We start from the raw sequence: 15,848 nt of genomic DNA, 5'->3' as shown, positions 1-15,848 counted from the left end.
AGGTCAATCCCGGTACCGGTTGCTCCTCATGCAATGGTCATCGTCTGTCGCCGGTAGCGAATCGCACCTTTGCCTAAAAGATTCCAATTGAAACGGTCGAAACGATTAGAATTTCATCCACAACTTAACAACGGCTTTGCGTCTTGCAGCATTCATGGTCCAGATAAGATTGTCGGCTGCCGTCAATGCTTTGTCTCAATCCTTTGTTTCGTCCATCAGTTCCTTTAAGCGGCTCTTCCCCGCATCTCCAAGAACGATTTTGGCCAGATGTTGTGGTGAGCCGGTTGTCTCTTCAGCAAACAAGACAAACTCAAACGATGCTCCGGGACTGTTGAGATAGTTGTTCGCGATGTCGTCGGCACTCAGTGTTTCATGACCCGCTCGTGGAACCAACGTAAAATCGATCGGCCCTTTCCCATCGAGGGCGCGATAAACAACCTCGGTACAGACCTGTTTCGACGCATCCGCGAAGTCGAACTTGAAATCGTACTCGTCCCCAAGAAATAGAAACACATTGGCTAGCGATTCCTTCCTTTGCTGACGGTTGATCTGCGGCCGCAGCACAAGCATGCGATTGATATGGGTATCCATGATATGGCCCAAATGGTTGAAGATGACTCCTTCACCGACCGCTTCGATCACATCCGTCGGCTGTCCAGATGGCAGGGATTCTTGGAGAACGGATTGAAGCAGGTCTCGCCGCTCCAATTCAGGTAACCATCCCAGTTGATCCGCGGACAGGCCTGACGTCTGACGATCTTGGGGTGATCCCACGTAAGTAATTGCATGCTTGAACGCGCCAGGAATGAAAATGTCGCTGATATATCCCGCCGTGTAGGTTAGGATGATGTCGCCGGGTTCAAGCCGTTCGTACACTTCGCGTTTCTGATCGACTGAAAACTTAATCAACCGCGCTTCAGGATTTTTGATGCGACTGATTCCCTTAAACAGATGTGCCCGGGCGGTGGTGAGCAGCCCACTGCTTTCGGTCTCCGCGTCTCGAAGCAATTCGGCAACTCGCGTATGCCGCAGTTCGTTATCAAGTTCAGGCGCGATCCGAGATTCCGTGTCGACCAATTTCTGAATCCGTTCATTTGCTTGTTCAGCGGTCGACTTGGTGTGGTTGAACAGATCATTGTAAATCGAATTCTGCTCGCAGACTCGGGTCAATGAAGAATCCTGTTGCCGCCGTTCGGTATCGTACAGGAGCAGCGCGTTGTCCAAGGCCTTGACCCGTTCTTCACTGGTTACCCCCAGTAACAAGCGATCGTAGGTGCGTGCCGGTATTTCGGATCGGTAGAACCTCTCGTTCAACTTATCGATCGCAACAGCATCACCTTGAAAGGCGCTGACGAGCGAGGCATCGGCAAGAGCAAGGCAAAATCCGGCGTCCAACGCAACTGCCGTATACTTTGCCCTCGCTTCATCGCTCGCGTAACGGACGTCGTCATCCTTATGATAATTCGCCAAATTCCATAACGCGTGACGGCAAACTAAGAATCGAAAAAACAAGCCTTCGATTTGATCTTGTTGGGCAGCATCCAAAAAACCGTTCGCACGCCACGGTGCGGTTCTGGCCAAGGTCTGGAACTCTGCGACGGTCTGTTCCAACTGCGTAGAGCTCGACCTCAAGACGCGCAAATCCGCCTGCAATAAACTCTCGGTTACTGTCAGCTTCGCATCGCCAGGATGCCCATCGCTCGTTTGCGCGATTCTCGGGTTGTCATCGAATGGAGGGTGCTTGTCGCCGTACCTTTCCCAGCCAAACGGGATGATCAAGTAGGCAACGATGGCATAGCAGAACAATCCCATGGCAATGACGACCGCTAGCCGCTTACCAAGTCCTGAACGTTTTTCGCTTCTGCGTGACATGGGCAACTATCTATCCTGAACGAACAATGACATTATTCTGAACAAACGCCGACATCCGTCGTGAGGATCAATCTGCCGTCATCGGTACTTCAAGGTCGGCCGCGCCGTCGGGCCGAACCGACTCGTCTAAAGATAACACATAACCGACCATCGCCAACAACATCAACACTATCGCGGTCCAGAATCGCCAGTCGTGATGGATCTTTTTGCTTTTGACCGACCTGACATGCTCAGCGTTCTGATGGTCGTGACCGTCGTGTGGTTTCTTTGAATGCGACATGCGAAGGCGTTTTCCTTTGTGAAATGTTGACTTTAGTTGATGCTGTTTTTACTCGAACGGAATTTTGTCATGACATCTACCATTGTGGTATTGAATGTTGCAACGGTGACCTAGTTCGAGGGCAAGAATACGCCCAGAACGGTGCATGGACAAGGTACCTGCGGCGGGACGTGGTGCGGCGCTTTTTGGAGCATACTGATCGGCTGTATTTTCTTCGTCCTCTACCTGGACGCCGCCTGAGGTGCCGCCCAGCGGCTAAGTCCTGACTTTTTCCTCGTTCAATTGAACCTGTCGCCCGGTGAATTTTCGATACACGATCTCAATCGCAAACGAACCGACGATCATCCCCACCAAGATCCACAAGTGGTTGCGAGTCGCGGGATTTTCGTCGACTTTGATACACAGTAGGATCAGGGCAATGGCAGTACTCAATGCCGCTAGACCCGACAACCAGGCGTGGCTGTTGGTTTCGCGTGCCAGGCGAATGTTGGCAATATTGACCATCATGAAGATCAGCAAGAATCCGGCACTGCCCATGGTGGCGATCGCTTCGAGCGGAACCAAATTAGCCACGACAAGAGCCAGCGCCGCCGTGATCAGAGTTCCTTCAAAATGTTGGCTACGAAAAGATCGCTCCAATTCGGTTGGCAATTCACCCGTCTTTGCGATGATGTATGCCAGTTTCCCAGTACTGAAGAATGTGGCATTGATTGCTGAACTGGTTGCCAACAAGGCGGCCACGGCAATTGCGATAAAACCGGTTCTGCCCATCACATCCTCCGCTGCGACCGACAAAGCCGTGTCGCTGTCTTTCGCCACTTCCCCGAAACTCAAATGCCCGACCACGACAATCACAATCAGCATGTAAATCGCGATCACAACTAGGACTCCGCCGATATAGGCTATCGGTAGCGTCCGCTTCGGATTGGCCACATCCTTGGACGCGTTGGCAATCAGTTCGAATCCCTCGTAGTTCAAAAAAATCAGCATCGCACCGGCAATCAGACTCGGTGCCGCCACAAAGTTATCAGGGCTGAGCCGAGTCCAATCCATCGGCGTCAGCAATCCTGCCACGATAAAAACAGTCAACAGCAGCATCTTGATGGCGTTAAATGCATTCTCGGATCGAATCACCAGGTTCGACGCGAGAATATTCAAAATGACCAAACCGACAATCACGCCACTGGTCAGCACGTGACTCCAGAACGGCCGATCAGCCTCTGGGAAAAAACTCGCGCCATAGCTTCCAAAGGCATAGGCATAAACGGCGACCAGCACGACATAACTCATGACCAGCAAGATGTTGGCTGACCCTGTGACGATACCGCTTCCGAACCCCCGATTCAGGAAATCAACCGTGCCCCCTTCGCCCGGGAAACGGAGCGTCAACTTTAAGTAGGAGTAGCTGGTGAGTAACGCCACGATTCCCGCGATCAGAAAGGCAATCGGCGCGCCACCACGGGTGACCTGAATCGTCAGTCCGGTCACGGCAAAAATGCCGCCACCGACCATCCCACCGATGCCGATGGAAAGCGTCGACAGTGCGCCAAGCTTCGATTCGTTATTTCCCGGTTCAGAATTGGTTTCAGTCACGCGTGCTTCTTTCGGTTTTGATTTTGAGCCTGCCGAGGCGAGGAAAATTCTTGATCGCAAATGACGGCGTGATCCACTTCCAGTCGTTGAAATGCCGTTCCAATCCAACGATCAAGACTTGCAACTCGAAGACGTTCCACGTGCTGGCCCAAAACACACTTCATCGATTGGTTTCAGGGTTGTGGTTCAGGGGGTTCATTCAGAGTTCACACGATGTGTGTCGAGAATCATCGCTGAAACAAACTACTGACAAAAGAAAGTCCCAACGTCAGAACCAAACTGCCTATGATCGAAATATGCAGATGAAAGAAATAGTTGAGCGCAAGCAATATGACGATAAAACCGCCAAGGTGTATCAGTACGTTTTTGTCCATGAGAGCGTATTGCGTTGTTGAGGGGGGATTGATTTGGTTCGGATGTTATATCCAGCGCTGACGGAATTTCAAGGTTGCATGACCCTGAGCCATGGCAATGCTGTGCAAAGCGGTTCATCCGACGATTTCCGGGAATCAATCAGCCGTTGGAATCGGATTGTCTGTCTCTTCTTTTTCAATTTCCAACCGCGAATCGGGTGCCGAGGTGCTTCACCTGTACGCGATTTGTGACGAGGCTGGGTTTGTCGCCAAGACTTGGAAGTGCGGACTTCGGGCATCCGCACCATCGCTCTGGGAAATGTTCCCAAGCTGGAAGACGCCGCGAAATTGCGAATGGAACACTCAACCCACCGGCCGCCGCGAATCGGCAGCCCCGGTTTTTAAGCAGCCCCGGTCGTTCTGCAGACGGTTGGGGCGAGAATGGCAGAGCTTGCTGTGCCGTGACCACGCTCGCTAGGTCGATGCCCATACAGGCTGATGAGCGTGATTCTATGATTAGCATTCCTAGGAGCAAGCAAACTTGACTAGGTGGCAAGGACACGTTGTGTCGTGGGGAAAAAGAAATCGAACAGAAGGAATCCGAGGTAGCGGAGCGACTGCAACGGGACAGGTAGAAAGCTCGTCTTCTCGGTTCCCTCTGGTCTCTTCGGTTAATAAATCCCGATGCTTGGTTTCTCCAATGAACGCGTGTGCCGTTTGCTGTGAAACGACACGCGCGTCGGATCCATGAAACCTATTTCACCAACTCGATCTCCGTCGGTTGCCATTCTTTGGTGAAGAATGACTCGAGCGGGCTGTAGAGGCGGAGGATGGTGAACCAGCCCTTGTTCGGCATGGTTTGAATCCAATTCCCACGTTCGACGCCTTCCGGCTGTTTCGGGCTGAAGTAGATCGTTGTGGAACCGTCAGCGTTGGCTTTCGCGGCTGGCGACGGATAGGTCTGGCTGCCGGCACGCGGATATTTCTGTGGCGTGGCGAGCATGGACCGCGACTGGTTGTCATAGACAGTGAAGGACCAGAATGCGGCGGCTGGGATCCCCTTGGGCAGAGTGACCTTGTAGGTCTGGGCACCATCGAAAGGCGTGCCCTGTGAATCCAGGAAGGACATCAGATACTGCGAACCGACGCGAGGCAACCGCATGATCATGCCGGGAGAGTCCAGCGTGTAGCCGAAGTAGAACGCGGTGCGTGAATCCAAGGTGCGCGCGCCGGTCGGCGGGTTCGGTTTGAACATGCCTTCCTTGGTGAGCATCGGCGGTGGCGTTTCGAAGTTGTAGCCACCTTCCCAGAGCATGTTGCCCCAGTTCGAGCCTTCGTAGTAGCTCCAGTCGGGGTGCATGCCGGAATAGCGCCAGTTGAGGACGCGGCCGCTGGCATTGCCAAATTTGGCGGCATCGGTAAGAACGCGTTTGGTCTTGGCGTCCGGATTGAAGGGCTTGCCGTGGACGATGCCGATAGCGGCAAGTTGGCCGGCGAGTTCGACGTCGTAGCTGGTCGCCGGTTCGTTCTGAACATTCTCATTGATTATCTCAAAGAAGCCGAAGTCGCTCGGTGGGACGGTATTGAAAGCCTTGCCGCTGGCCTCGATGAACTTGGTCGCTGGTACTGGCGGGTTCTTGCCGAGTCGCAAACCGCCCTCGAGGGCAGTAGCAATACTGGTGCCGTACCCGCCCGGCGTGAACGGATAGATCTTCATGTTTTGCTTGATCATCTCTACCGCAGGCTTCGGGTCATTGTTGACCAGGTAGGCGCGAGACGCATAGAGCACTCGGTTAGTTTTGGAATGGGCGACATGGAAACCGCTGTCGGGAAGCGAGCCCTCGTAGCCGGGTGGGACGATCAGGTACTTGCCGCCTTCGCCGCGATCGGGACCGGGAAAACCGATGTCGATGATCCAAGAGAACCACATATCGTTGATGGTGCCTACGCCCTTGGGCGGCTGCTCGATCACCATCGGACCCTTGCTGAGGTCGACCACGGAAAGATAGTAAACGGTGTCAGCGTTTGCCGTCAGGAAGATGGAGGCGGCGTCCATCAGGTCCGAAAAGATGACAACCTCGTTGAAGCCAGCACCGATGCTGGCGAAGCCTTTCTGGATTCCCAATGCGGAAGCCCCGCGGAAGCTGTTGTTATAGACATTCAGGCCGTTGGTGAAGAGCAGCATGTCGGCGACCGCGTTGGCGGTATGTTCGGTCGGCGCGCCATCCTTGAACGTCAACTTGCCGAGGTCGGTCTCGACCACGTCCGGTGTCAGGATGGATTGGGGGATGGTCCCGCCTTCTTGGCCAGAGACGTTGATCGTCATCATGATGGCTGTGAGGAAAGTGAGGGTAAATACGCGGGTTTTCATTGATTCTCTGACCTATTGAAGGGTGAAATTAGTGTGAAATGGTAGTGAGCGATTGGTTCTTCGAGGAAGACCAAGGTCGGTGGTGCAAAGTCGAATCCTGGGTCTAGTTCAGGGGTTCAATTTCGCCGGGACGCCAGGTTTTTTCGATCCAAGGCTCGAGCGGTCCGTACATGCGAAGGATGCAGAACCAGCTTTTGCCGGGGTTGGTGGCAAGCCAGTTGCCTTCCTTGCCCTCGGGTGCTTTCGGCCCGAAGTAGACGTCGTAGGAACCGTCTTGATTCTTCTTCATCCCCTTGGTAAGGCTGCCGACGGTGGGAAAAAGCTGGCTAGTTTGGAGCTGGCAACGGGTCTGAGTGTCGTAGATCGTGACCGCCCAGAAATCATTGACCGGCACGTTCGGGGGCAAATGCAGCTTGTAGGTCTTCGCTCCATCGAAAGGCTGATCGCGGTTGTCCAACACTCCCAATGCGTAATCGGAGCCTTGTCCCACGTGAGGTGTTGCCATCGCGGGGGTCACGCCACCCGCATTGTAGTAGAAGAGCACACGAGCATCGAGATTCATCGCGCCGTCTGCTTGAAAGGAGGTGTTTTTGTTCGCATAAGCGGTCACCCAATTGCTATTCGTATCGGGATAGATCTTCACCCCAGAGATTCGTGTGTCGTATGTAATGGAACGCCCTGCGGCATTTCCAAGCAAGGCCGCCTCGGTTAGCAACTTCTTCATCCGCTCGTCAGGATTGAAGGGCTGTCCTTTGACAATACCGATACTGGCCATGTATCCACGCACTTCGGGACCGACCGCATCGATGGGTTCGGCCTGAACGATGTTGTTCAATATCTCATAGTATTCCAGGGTACTCGGGAAGATCGTGCTGAACGAGCGGCCGGACATGTTGACGAGTTCTGTCGGTGCCGGATTGGCGGCATCCTTCAACGGATAAACTTTCAGTCCCGATTTGAAGTTCTCAACGGCTGCCTCGAGGCCATCCTTGATGGAACCACGCAGAAAGAGGAAGTTCCGGTTGGTCGGCGGTTTTAGCAGGAAGTAGCCGTCCGGGATATCGCCCTCATAGCCGGGAGGGATGACGAGGTATTTACCGCCCTTGCCCTTGTCCGGTCCCGTGACACCCATGTTGCCGACGAATCGCTGCCAGGCATCGTCGAGGAAGCCGAGCATGCCCGGCGGGATCTCGATGACGGTAGGGCCATCGTTTGCCAGATCCGTGGGAGCGTAGGCGTACATCGTCGAGGTATTCGAGGTGATGACCGGCGTCCGGGAATCCATCAACTGTTCCCAGATGGCGATCTTGTTCGGTGCGTCGGCACCTTGCTCGGCCATCCCGGCAAGGACGCTGTAGATCGATACCGCACCGACATTGTCGAGGTAGACTCCGAGCGCCCGCGAGCGGGTCAGGTAGTCATAGACGAGATCGTTTGTGTCGCCAATTGGCACACCATCGAAGAATTCCAGCTCGCCAGCGACCGTCTGGACTTTGTCTGGGATGGAAGCCGCCATCGTTTTCGCAGCTTCCCTCGCTGGGTCGCTCTGTCCGTGCGCTGTCGCCACGGTGAGCGTGCCTAGGAGGGTAAGGGTGATGATTTTTGATTTCATGATATTTATTTAGTTGGTGACGAGTCTTAAGGCGGCGAAGCCGCAAATTGTAGTGGATCTTGTTAAAGATCCTGTTGGTAGCGGATCTTGAGCAAGATCCGCAAATTGTAGTGGATCTTGTTAAAGATCCTGTTGGTAGCGGATCTTGAGCAAGATCCACAAATTGTAGTGGATCTTGTTAAAGATCCTGTTGGTAGCGGATCTTGAACAAGATCCGCAAATTGAAGTGGATCTTGTTAAAGATCCTGTTGGTAGCGGATCTTGAACAAAGAACCGCTACCAAAATAAAATTTGAAACGTTTTTTATCTTTTGGTGATTAGGTAGATCACTTGCTTCGCTTCGTCGGCGGGCCCGGGAATGTCCAGGTGCCGTCGATGATCGCCTGGCTCGGTTCATACATTCGAACGGCGTAGTTCCAACCTTTCATGATCGGCAGACAATTCTCGGTCGTATCAGGATCCCCGCCAAAACGGATGGTGTAGGAACCGTCGCTATTGGGTTTAGCGGTCAGACTGTTGAGGCTGTAGGCGTTGTACTTGTTTTGTTGGAAGTATCCCTCTTCGTTGTAGAGGCTGATGGACCAAAAGCCCTTGACCGGGACGTCCTTGACTGTGATCTCGTATTCGCCGACCGGAAGATTCGGTTGGACATTGATATACTGAGCGTCCTTGTCCGGCAGGCCGCCCCAGGCGGATGCAGTGCCGATCATGAAGTGAACTGGATTGACGTCGGCTTTGGAGCCGAAAGTCTGGGTGTAGCGTTTCAGTCCCTTGGCCAATTCAAGGATCGCATCAAGTGTCGCTTTATAGCTGGCTTTGTCATAGTTCGGCAAAACAAAGGGTTCGTCGGATCCCGCCTCAATCTGAATTTGGTCCTGCAGTTTGTGAGCGATCGCCAAATCGGCGGGATCTTCCGGGTTGGCAAGGGTCCGAATGACGATACCGACGTAGGGTGTTTCAAATTTCTCCATCGTCAATTCATGCGATCCGGCACCGTAATAGACTTCATTCACATACCCGTCATTGTTGATGACCATCAATGACATGTATCGCTTGCCACTATCGGGAAGGGTGACCGTCGCGCCTTTGGAAATGTTGATCACGCCGATACTGTATAGCGTGTCCCGGTTCATGCGAATGACATTTTGCTTGTCGATCGGGGTGGGCGTCCGATTGCTATGGACTTGATTGATCCCCGACAACTTCAGAATTCCTTCAAACTCAAGGTCCGTTTGAGCTTTGTTAAAATTGTCGACATTGACAACGATAGGCGTCTTGGATCCTCCGGTTGAATGGGTTTGTGCGTAGACGCTCGTGATGCTGAGTACGGCGGTGAGTGTTAAGGTGATGACGTTTCGTTTCATGGTCATTGGATTGATTGAATTTCTCATTGTGGTTGGTTGCAAATTAGGCGGGCCGGAGCGACTGGTCCGACCCAAGTGGTTCAGAATCGAAGTGGGATTACTTCACTTTTTCAAGTTTCGGCGCTTTCCATGAGCCATCGATAGCGGCCTCTTTCGGCCAGTAGAGTCGCATGTAGACAGCAAACGACCCTTTGGGTGCTGGTAACCAGTTGGATTCCAGTTCCTTACCAGGAGATTCGTTCTGGATGTAGAGGGTGAGGCCACTATCGGCATCCTTCTTGAGTTCGGGAAGCATCGGCGAGTTGATGAGGTAGCGGTCGATCGGATTGGCGACGAGCAGGCTCTGGGGAAGCTCATACATGGTGGCCGACCAGAATGCGTGGACGGGCGGGAGTTGGCCATTGGGGAAATGGAGGGTGTAGTTGTTGGCTCCCGTCAGCGGCTTGCCTTCCGCATCGATCCGTAGGACCGGATACATCGCTTCCTCTTTCGAATTGCCGTAGATGCCGAGAGCGGCACCAGCTAGGCGATAGAGGTAGTTTCCCTTCAAATACTTCCGGGTGCCGAAGACATCGCCGGATGTGACCTTACCTTCATCGAATTGTTTGACCAGTCCGTCAAATTCAATCCATGCATCGCCAATACCTTCCTCGATCGCTTTTTGCACCTCCGGCGAGAACGTGGCAGCATCGAAGGTTTTGCCTGCCCCGATGCCGAGCTTGGCGAAACGCTCCATCAGCTCGACCTCGGACGGGACGGTCGGGCAGAATTGCAGGACGAAATTCAAGACCTCGAACTGTTTCAGTGATTTCTTCTCCTCCTCGGGAGTGCAGGGCACCATGTAGTCGATCTTTGGTGCGGCGGCGGGGGCGGGCTTGCCGAGGAATTGGCTCAATGGCTGCACCTTGTATTCCGACTGGATCTTTTTCACGTTGTCGATGTCCGCCGGATCGAAAAGTTGAGTCCGGTAAATGACCGTATTCAACTCGGTGTCAGACTGGATCACCTCGGTGATACCAGGCGGCTTCTCGCCTTTCCAGTTCGGCCCGGCGAGCAGGAAATTGCCTCCGCCGTTGCCCGTGGCGCGGCTGCCCGCATAGGCAAAATTGTAGGTATAGGCGTCGACGAACTGGATACTGAAATACCGGTCCTTGGGGATTTCGGGAACGGTCAGCACGATTGGCTCAGCGCGGAGATCCGCACCCATCCAGGAATAGGGCGTGTCCGAATTGGGAGTCTGCACTGCGGTGTCAGCCGGGGTGTAAACACGCGGGACGTTAATGAGTGTGTTTGGTGGTCCTTTGTATTCGGGGGTGCCCGGCTTGAAATAGTAATCGTAGTTGATGCGGTAGTTATCGATCACCGGGAAGCCGTAGATGGCGGCTTCCTTGGCGATCGCGCGGGCTTCCTCGGTGGTGAGCGCGGGGAGGACTACTTCTTTGTCGGGTTTTTCGCCGGTGGCCGTATCGGTGTTGGCTGCTTTTTTCTCACAGCCCATAAAAGCCGTGCTGGTGATGAGGCCCGCGAGAGCCATCTGAATGAATCGAGCTCTGGTGGTTTTCATGATCTTGACCGTCTTTTCAAAGTGTATCAGAGTAGGTGTGTGTCAGAGTAGATGTTCTTTAGGTATTCTTTATTTGACTCATTTTTGCCGTTGGGTGCGAGTGCTTCTTGTGAAGGTTCGGGGTCAAAAGTTTAGGTAGTCTATTCCACGAGTTCGAACTCACCCGGCTTCCAGGTCTTGTCGAACCAGCTTTTCTTGGGTCCATACAGACGCAGCAGCACACTCCAACCCCTGCCGGGAACGGTCTGGACCGAATTGTTTTCATGCCCCTTGGGGGCTGTTGGGCCGAACCAGACATCACCGTGCCATCGGCATTGATGACGATGTCTTTGTTTTTGCTACCTATGCTCGGGAACTGCTGGTCCGTCTGCAGCATCGAGCGGGACGGGGTGTCATACGCGACGAAGGACCAAAAAGCCTTGCCGGAAACATCGATAAACTTCATCGGCGGCGGGTTCTTGGCGGCGGCCAGTGGGTGGACCTTGGCGAACCTCTTGGCGTTCTCGACCGCAGTCGCGGTGCTGCCGTCCTTGATGAATCCGCGCCAGAAATACAGGTTCTGGAACGTGGGGGATCGGAACACGAAGTAGCCCTCGGGCACCTCGCCCTTGTAGCCGGGTGGCAGCAGCAGATACTTCCCGCCCTTGCCCTTGCCCTTGCCCTTGTCCGGCCCGGCGTTTCCGATGTCACCGACGTAGCGGAACCAGTGGTCGTTGACGATGCCCAGGATATCGGGGGGCGACTCGATCACCAGCGGGCCGTCCTTCAAGTCCAGCCACATCGCGTTGTAGATGCTCTCGGTGTTGGCGGTGAGAAACAGTGACCTGGAATCCAGAAGTTGCTCGAAGATCAAAACCGTCTGGTTGTCTCCGCCCTCGCTCTTGATACCTCTGCCAAACGCGTGAACCGATGCACCCGGCAAGGCGTAGAGGAAAGCTTCCACGCCATGCATGAATTCCAGATACTCATAGAGCGTCTCGGCCGTGTTGTCAGTCGCATAGCCCTGCGGAAACTCGAGGGTGCCGATCCGGCTTTCGATCTTGGCGGGCGTCGTGATCGACTCTGGGATCGGTGTCGTCATCTTTATCTTTGGCGGAGTTTCCGCGTGAACGATGGTCGCGGCCGCAAGGCTAAGGACCAGAGCCAGGTTGGCGGGGTGATGTTTTGATTTCATGATTGGAATGGGTTCGGTAGCGAGGATTTTCGCGACTGAATGCGCGGGCCGGCCCGCATGGTTCGGCCCGCGTGGTTCGGAATCGACGGGGCGACTATTCTGCCTTCACGATCCCAGGTGGTTGCCAACTGCCTTTGCCTGGAGGAAGAACGGACGGAGCTTCGGTCGTCGGCCAATAGAGCCGCATCACGAGATAGACTGTGTCGTTGGGTGCGGGAAGCCAGTTCGCTTCCAGCTCGCCACCGGGGTTGTCTTTTTGGATGTAGAGGGTGAGTGATCCGTCTTCGCCCTTTTTCATGTTGGGAATCATCGGTGAGTTGATGAGGTAGCGGTTGATCGGGTTTTCGATCAGATACTGGGACTTGCCATCATACATGGTGACCGACCAGAACGCGTTCACGGGCGGGTATTGGCCTTCGGGGAAGGTGATGGTGTAGTTGTTTTTACTGCAGTCGAGTGTCTCACCCTTGCCATCCACGCGGGTCAGTGGGTAAACGGCCTCGGCGGCGCTGTTGCCATAGAGCCCTGCTTTCGCGGTGCCGGAACGCATCAGCCAGTCACCCTTATAGTGAGCTTCGTCCCCCGGAAGCGATCCAATCTGCCAACCATTGACGTCGGTCATCCCCGAGGCCAAGTAAGTGCTGATTTTTTCGTCACCAGCCTTCATGCCCACGATGATCGCTTTTTGGTGCTCTGGCGATAGGTCCTTCATGTTGAAGGTCTTGTTCGGTCCGATACCGATGGTCGCGAGCTTGGCGCGGATCTCTTTGTCCATGGCCGTTTCGGGAACGTACTTGAGCGCGGTGTCGAGGTAGCTCCAGAAGTTCTCCTTGATGCCTTCGGTGGTCGCCGGGCTGAAGTCGATCGCTGGGGCGGCGGCAGGTGCGGGTTGCTTGAGGAAGACGGAAAGCGGCTCCACTTGGTAGCCGTTCTGGACCTTGATCACGTTCGGCATGTCTGCAGGGTCGAAGAGCTGGGTGCGGTAAGCAACAAGGGAGAAGGGAGTGGTGGAAGTGAAAACTTTCTTGATGCCTTCTGGCTTTTCACCCTTCCAATCAGGACCAACAACCATGTAGCTGCCGGGATCGTTGCCGGTGGCGCGGCTGCCAATGTAGCCATAGTTGTAAGTATTACCGTCGCACATCATGACGGCATAGTAGCGTTCCTTTTCGACCGCAGGCACGGTCAGGACGATCGGCTCGGCTCGCAGGTCGAGCCAAGTGAAGGAATAGGGCGTGTCGCTATTGGGCGTGATGACCGCCGTGTCCTTGTAGGTGTAAACGCGTGGCTCGTTCTTGAGCTGATTGAACGGGGCCTTGAATTGGCTACCGCCCTTGTCAACAGCGTATTCATACATCACGGCGTAGTTCATCACGATCGGCAGACCGTAAACGAAGCCTTCCTCAGCGATGGCTTGGGTTTGCTCGGGCGATGGAGGCGCCGATAAGTCGGCGCCCTTCGCACCCTTTTGGTCACTCGCGGTGAACAGGAGTGTGACGGCTGCGATCGCAGCGAAGGCGATGGTGCTTGTTTTCATTGTGTTTGCTTATTGTTGCTTGTTGTTGTAACGCTTTTGAACCCGAGTTTGCAGCACGCTCCAAAGTGGGACGGCCAGGGTCTTGGATTATTTGACACTACTCGGTGAACACCACCAACAAACTCCCGCCCCCAACGACCTTGCGTCGTTGGAGCGAACGATTATTATTAGCTAAACACTCATGCTAGTCACACGATCGACCTGGGCGGGCTTGTCCCGTTTGGTGAGCGAGACTGATTCACCAAACGGGACAAGCCCGCTGGGGTCTTACCCGACGAAGGTGTTGTCTATTAGCAGTCAATCGTTGGCTCCAATGGGGCAAGTCCATTGGGGGCCGCTGGATTCGTGGTGGCGTTCAACGAGAAGTGTCGATTATTTCACAAGCTCGATCTCGCTAGGACGCCAGGTTTTCTCTATCCATGGCTCGAGTGGGCCGTACATCCGCAGGATCGTGAACCAACTCTTGCCCGGGATGGTTTCAAGCCAGTTGTTTTCCTTCCCGGCCGGTGCCTTCGGTCCAAAATAGACGTCGTAGGAGCCGTCCTCGTTTTTCTGGAATCCTTCGCTCTGGCTGCCGACGGTCGGAAAGGTCTGACTGGTCTGCAACAAGGAACGTGTCTGCGTGTCGTAGATCGTGACAGCCCAGAAATTATTGATCGGAACGTTTGGTGGCAGATGGAGTTTGTAGGTTTTCGAACCATCGAAGGCGTTCTTATTCGCATCCAGATAAGCCAACGCGTAGTCGGATCCAGCTCCTGGATGACTCGTTGCCATGGCGGGCGTCACGCCGGTCGCGTTGAAGTAGAACAGCGGTCGCGCGTCCAGACCCATCGCGCCATCCGCTTCGAAGGAGGTGTTCTTATTGGCGTAGGCCGTCGTCCAAGCACTGTTGGTGTCGGGGTAGATGAAGACGCCGTCGATACGTGGCTGGTACGTGATGGCCCGGGCGGTGGCGTTGCCAAGATTCGCGGCTTCATTTAGCAGCTTCTTCATGCGGGCATCGGGGCGAAAGGGCTTACCCTTCACGATGCCGATCGCTGCCAATTGGCCTCGCATCTCCGTTCCGATTGCATCGAGGGGTTCAACCTGCACCAGCGCATTGAGGTCCTCGAAGAAACTCAAGTCTCGCGTGACGATCGTGCTGTAGCTCTTACCCGACATGTTAATGAACTCGGTGGCAGGTGGGTTCGCTGCCTTCGCGAGTGGATAGATCCGCAGCTTCGATTTGATATTCTCTAGGGCTGGCGCCAGTCCCTTCGCAATCGAGCCACGTAGGAACATTAGGTTGTTGTAGGTGGGGAGCTTGACGATGAAATAGCCCTCGGGCTCGTCACCACTGTAGTCCGGGGGAAGCAGCAAATACTTGCCGCCTTTCCCCTTGTCCGGTCCGATCACACCGAGGTTACCGATGAAGCGGAACCAAGCGTCATCAAGGAATCCCAGCATGCCGGGCGGGAGCTCCACGACCAGCGGACCCTCGGTTTTTAGATCGAGGTAAGTCAGGGCGTACAAGGTCGAGGTGTTGCCCGTAAGGTACAGTGATGCGGGTTGAAGGAGTTGTTCGGTGATCGTGACCTTGTTGGACGCATCCGCACCAATTTCTGCATTGCCTTTCCGCATGGCATTAAGAGAGGCTGCGCCCTGGTTGTTGAGATAGACCTCGACAGCCCGCATGCGGTCGAGATTGTCGTAGAGCTTGTCGACGGTAGCGTCGTTTGGCACGCCGTCGAAGAACTCCAATGTTCCAATCGGTGTCTCGACCTTATCCGGAATGGCGATCGATTCGAGGGTTTCCTGAGAGACTTGGGCAAAAACGGAACCGCTGCTTGCTAAGGCCACTGCGGCGACAAGGACGGATGTCCAGAGCTTGTGTTCGGCTGAGTCGTTCATTGGATTTGTTTTCATTGGATGTCGGATATCGTACCGCTGCTCGGTTGGGCCTTTGTATGGATTCACATCGTTTGTCCTGATCCGCTTCGCAAAGGTGATCAGATGAAGTATAGCAGTTGTTTTACTCCGGGCGGAAAGCAAAGTTGAAAAACACTCATGCTTTTTTATGCTCGCTCTCGGCGATCGTCAACGAAAACACTGTTTTTTGACGACTTAGAACACGATCCTAGCAAGATAA

11 protein-coding genes are annotated in these 15,848 nt (G+C 54.3%); 1 reads left to right on the top strand and 10 read right to left on the bottom strand.

Annotation, left to right across the window (positions count from 1 at the left end):
- Positions 1–195: 195 nt before the first annotated feature.
- From Q31b_RS05065 to Q31b_RS05055, 3 genes are all read right to left on the bottom strand, one after another.
- Positions 196–1,872 (bottom strand): YiiX/YebB-like N1pC/P60 family cysteine hydrolase, encoded by a 1,677-nt coding sequence (locus tag Q31b_RS05065; RefSeq protein ID WP_146598501.1) that lies wholly within the window; start codon positions 1,870–1,872, stop codon positions 196–198.
- A 67-nt stretch (positions 1,873–1,939) separates the two neighbouring features.
- Positions 1,940–2,152 (bottom strand): hypothetical protein, encoded by a 213-nt coding sequence (locus Q31b_RS05060; RefSeq protein ID WP_146598500.1) that lies wholly within the window; start codon positions 2,150–2,152, stop codon positions 1,940–1,942.
- Between the two features lie 255 nt (positions 2,153–2,407).
- Positions 2,408–3,745 carry an APC family permease gene (locus tag Q31b_RS05055; protein WP_197170943.1) on the bottom strand — a complete coding sequence of 446 codons (1,338 nt, stop codon included), beginning with the start codon at positions 3,743–3,745 and terminating at the stop codon, positions 2,408–2,410.
- Positions 3,746–4,210: 465 nt separating this feature from the next.
- Here Q31b_RS05055 and Q31b_RS05050 point away from each other — a divergent pair, with 465 nt between their 5' ends.
- Entirely contained in the window at positions 4,211–4,576 is a 366-nt protein-coding gene (locus Q31b_RS05050) for a hypothetical protein (RefSeq protein WP_146598499.1), read from the top strand.
- Between the two features lie 276 nt (positions 4,577–4,852).
- Here the strand turns inward: Q31b_RS05050 and Q31b_RS05045 are convergent, their stop codons facing one another.
- The 7 genes from Q31b_RS05045 to Q31b_RS05015 all read right to left on the bottom strand — a co-directional run bounded on the left by Q31b_RS05045 (position 4,853) and on the right by Q31b_RS05015 (position 15,610).
- Complete coding sequence (locus tag Q31b_RS05045; protein WP_197170941.1) at positions 4,853–6,469, bottom strand: DUF1254 domain-containing protein; 1,617 nt, start codon at positions 6,467–6,469, stop codon at positions 4,853–4,855.
- Between the two features lie 103 nt (positions 6,470–6,572).
- The gene (locus Q31b_RS05040) at positions 6,573–8,081 is read right to left on the bottom strand and encodes a DUF1254 domain-containing protein (protein ID WP_146598498.1); all 1,509 of its coding nucleotides are present in this window, start codon (positions 8,079–8,081) and stop codon (positions 6,573–6,575) included.
- A gap of 326 nt (positions 8,082–8,407) precedes the next feature.
- Positions 8,408–9,451, bottom strand: a complete 1,044-nt coding sequence (locus Q31b_RS05035) for a DUF1214 domain-containing protein (protein WP_197170939.1) — start codon at positions 9,449–9,451, stop codon at positions 8,408–8,410.
- Between the two features lie 91 nt (positions 9,452–9,542).
- Positions 9,543–11,009: a DUF1254 domain-containing protein gene (locus Q31b_RS05030; RefSeq protein ID WP_197170937.1), complete on the bottom strand. Its 1,467-nt coding sequence runs from the start codon at positions 11,007–11,009 to the stop codon at positions 9,543–9,545.
- Positions 11,010–11,067: 58 nt separating this feature from the next.
- Positions 11,068–12,183 (bottom strand): DUF1254 domain-containing protein, encoded by a 1,116-nt coding sequence (locus Q31b_RS05025; RefSeq protein WP_197170935.1) that lies wholly within the window; start codon positions 12,181–12,183, stop codon positions 11,068–11,070.
- 94 nt (positions 12,184–12,277) lie between these two features.
- The gene (locus tag Q31b_RS05020) at positions 12,278–13,720 is read right to left on the bottom strand and encodes a DUF1254 domain-containing protein (RefSeq protein ID WP_146598497.1); all 1,443 of its coding nucleotides are present in this window, start codon (positions 13,718–13,720) and stop codon (positions 12,278–12,280) included.
- A gap of 372 nt (positions 13,721–14,092) precedes the next feature.
- On the bottom strand, positions 14,093–15,610 hold the full coding sequence (locus Q31b_RS05015; protein ID WP_146598496.1) for a DUF1254 domain-containing protein: 1,518 nt from the start codon (positions 15,608–15,610) through the stop codon (positions 14,093–14,095).
- Positions 15,611–15,848: the final 238 nt, after the last annotated feature.

This window comes from Novipirellula aureliae (assembly GCF_007860185.1).
GTDB lineage: Bacteria > Planctomycetota > Planctomycetia > Pirellulales > Pirellulaceae > Novipirellula_A > Novipirellula_A aureliae.
The sequence above is the reverse complement of the archived record's forward strand: the minus strand, read 5'-3'. Positions and strand labels throughout refer to the sequence as shown.

Excerpts from the sequence above, each read along its gene's own strand:
- Q31b_RS05020 (WP_146598497.1), bottom strand. The coding sequence starts at position 13,720 with ATGAAAACAAGCACCATCGCCTTCGCTGCGATCGCAGCCGTCACACTC.
- Q31b_RS05015 (WP_146598496.1), bottom strand. The coding sequence starts at position 15,610 with ATGAACGACTCAGCCGAACACAAGCTCTGGACATCCGTCCTTGTCGCC.
- Q31b_RS05040 (WP_146598498.1), bottom strand. The coding sequence starts at position 8,081 with ATGAAATCAAAAATCATCACCCTTACCCTCCTAGGCACGCTCACCGTG.
- Q31b_RS05045 (WP_197170941.1), bottom strand. The coding sequence starts at position 6,469 with ATGAAAACCCGCGTATTTACCCTCACTTTCCTCACAGCCATCATGATG.
- Q31b_RS05065 (WP_146598501.1), bottom strand. The coding sequence starts at position 1,872 with ATGTCACGCAGAAGCGAAAAACGTTCAGGACTTGGTAAGCGGCTAGCG.
- Q31b_RS05050 (WP_146598499.1), top strand. The coding sequence starts at position 4,211 with ATGGCAATGCTGTGCAAAGCGGTTCATCCGACGATTTCCGGGAATCAA.
- Q31b_RS05060 (WP_146598500.1), bottom strand. The coding sequence starts at position 2,152 with ATGTCGCATTCAAAGAAACCACACGACGGTCACGACCATCAGAACGCT.
- Q31b_RS05035 (WP_197170939.1), bottom strand. The coding sequence starts at position 9,451 with ATGACCATGAAACGAAACGTCATCACCTTAACACTCACCGCCGTACTC.
- Q31b_RS05025 (WP_197170935.1), bottom strand. The coding sequence starts at position 12,183 with ATGAAATCAAAACATCACCCCGCCAACCTGGCTCTGGTCCTTAGCCTT.
- Q31b_RS05030 (WP_197170937.1), bottom strand. The coding sequence starts at position 11,009 with ATGAAAACCACCAGAGCTCGATTCATTCAGATGGCTCTCGCGGGCCTC.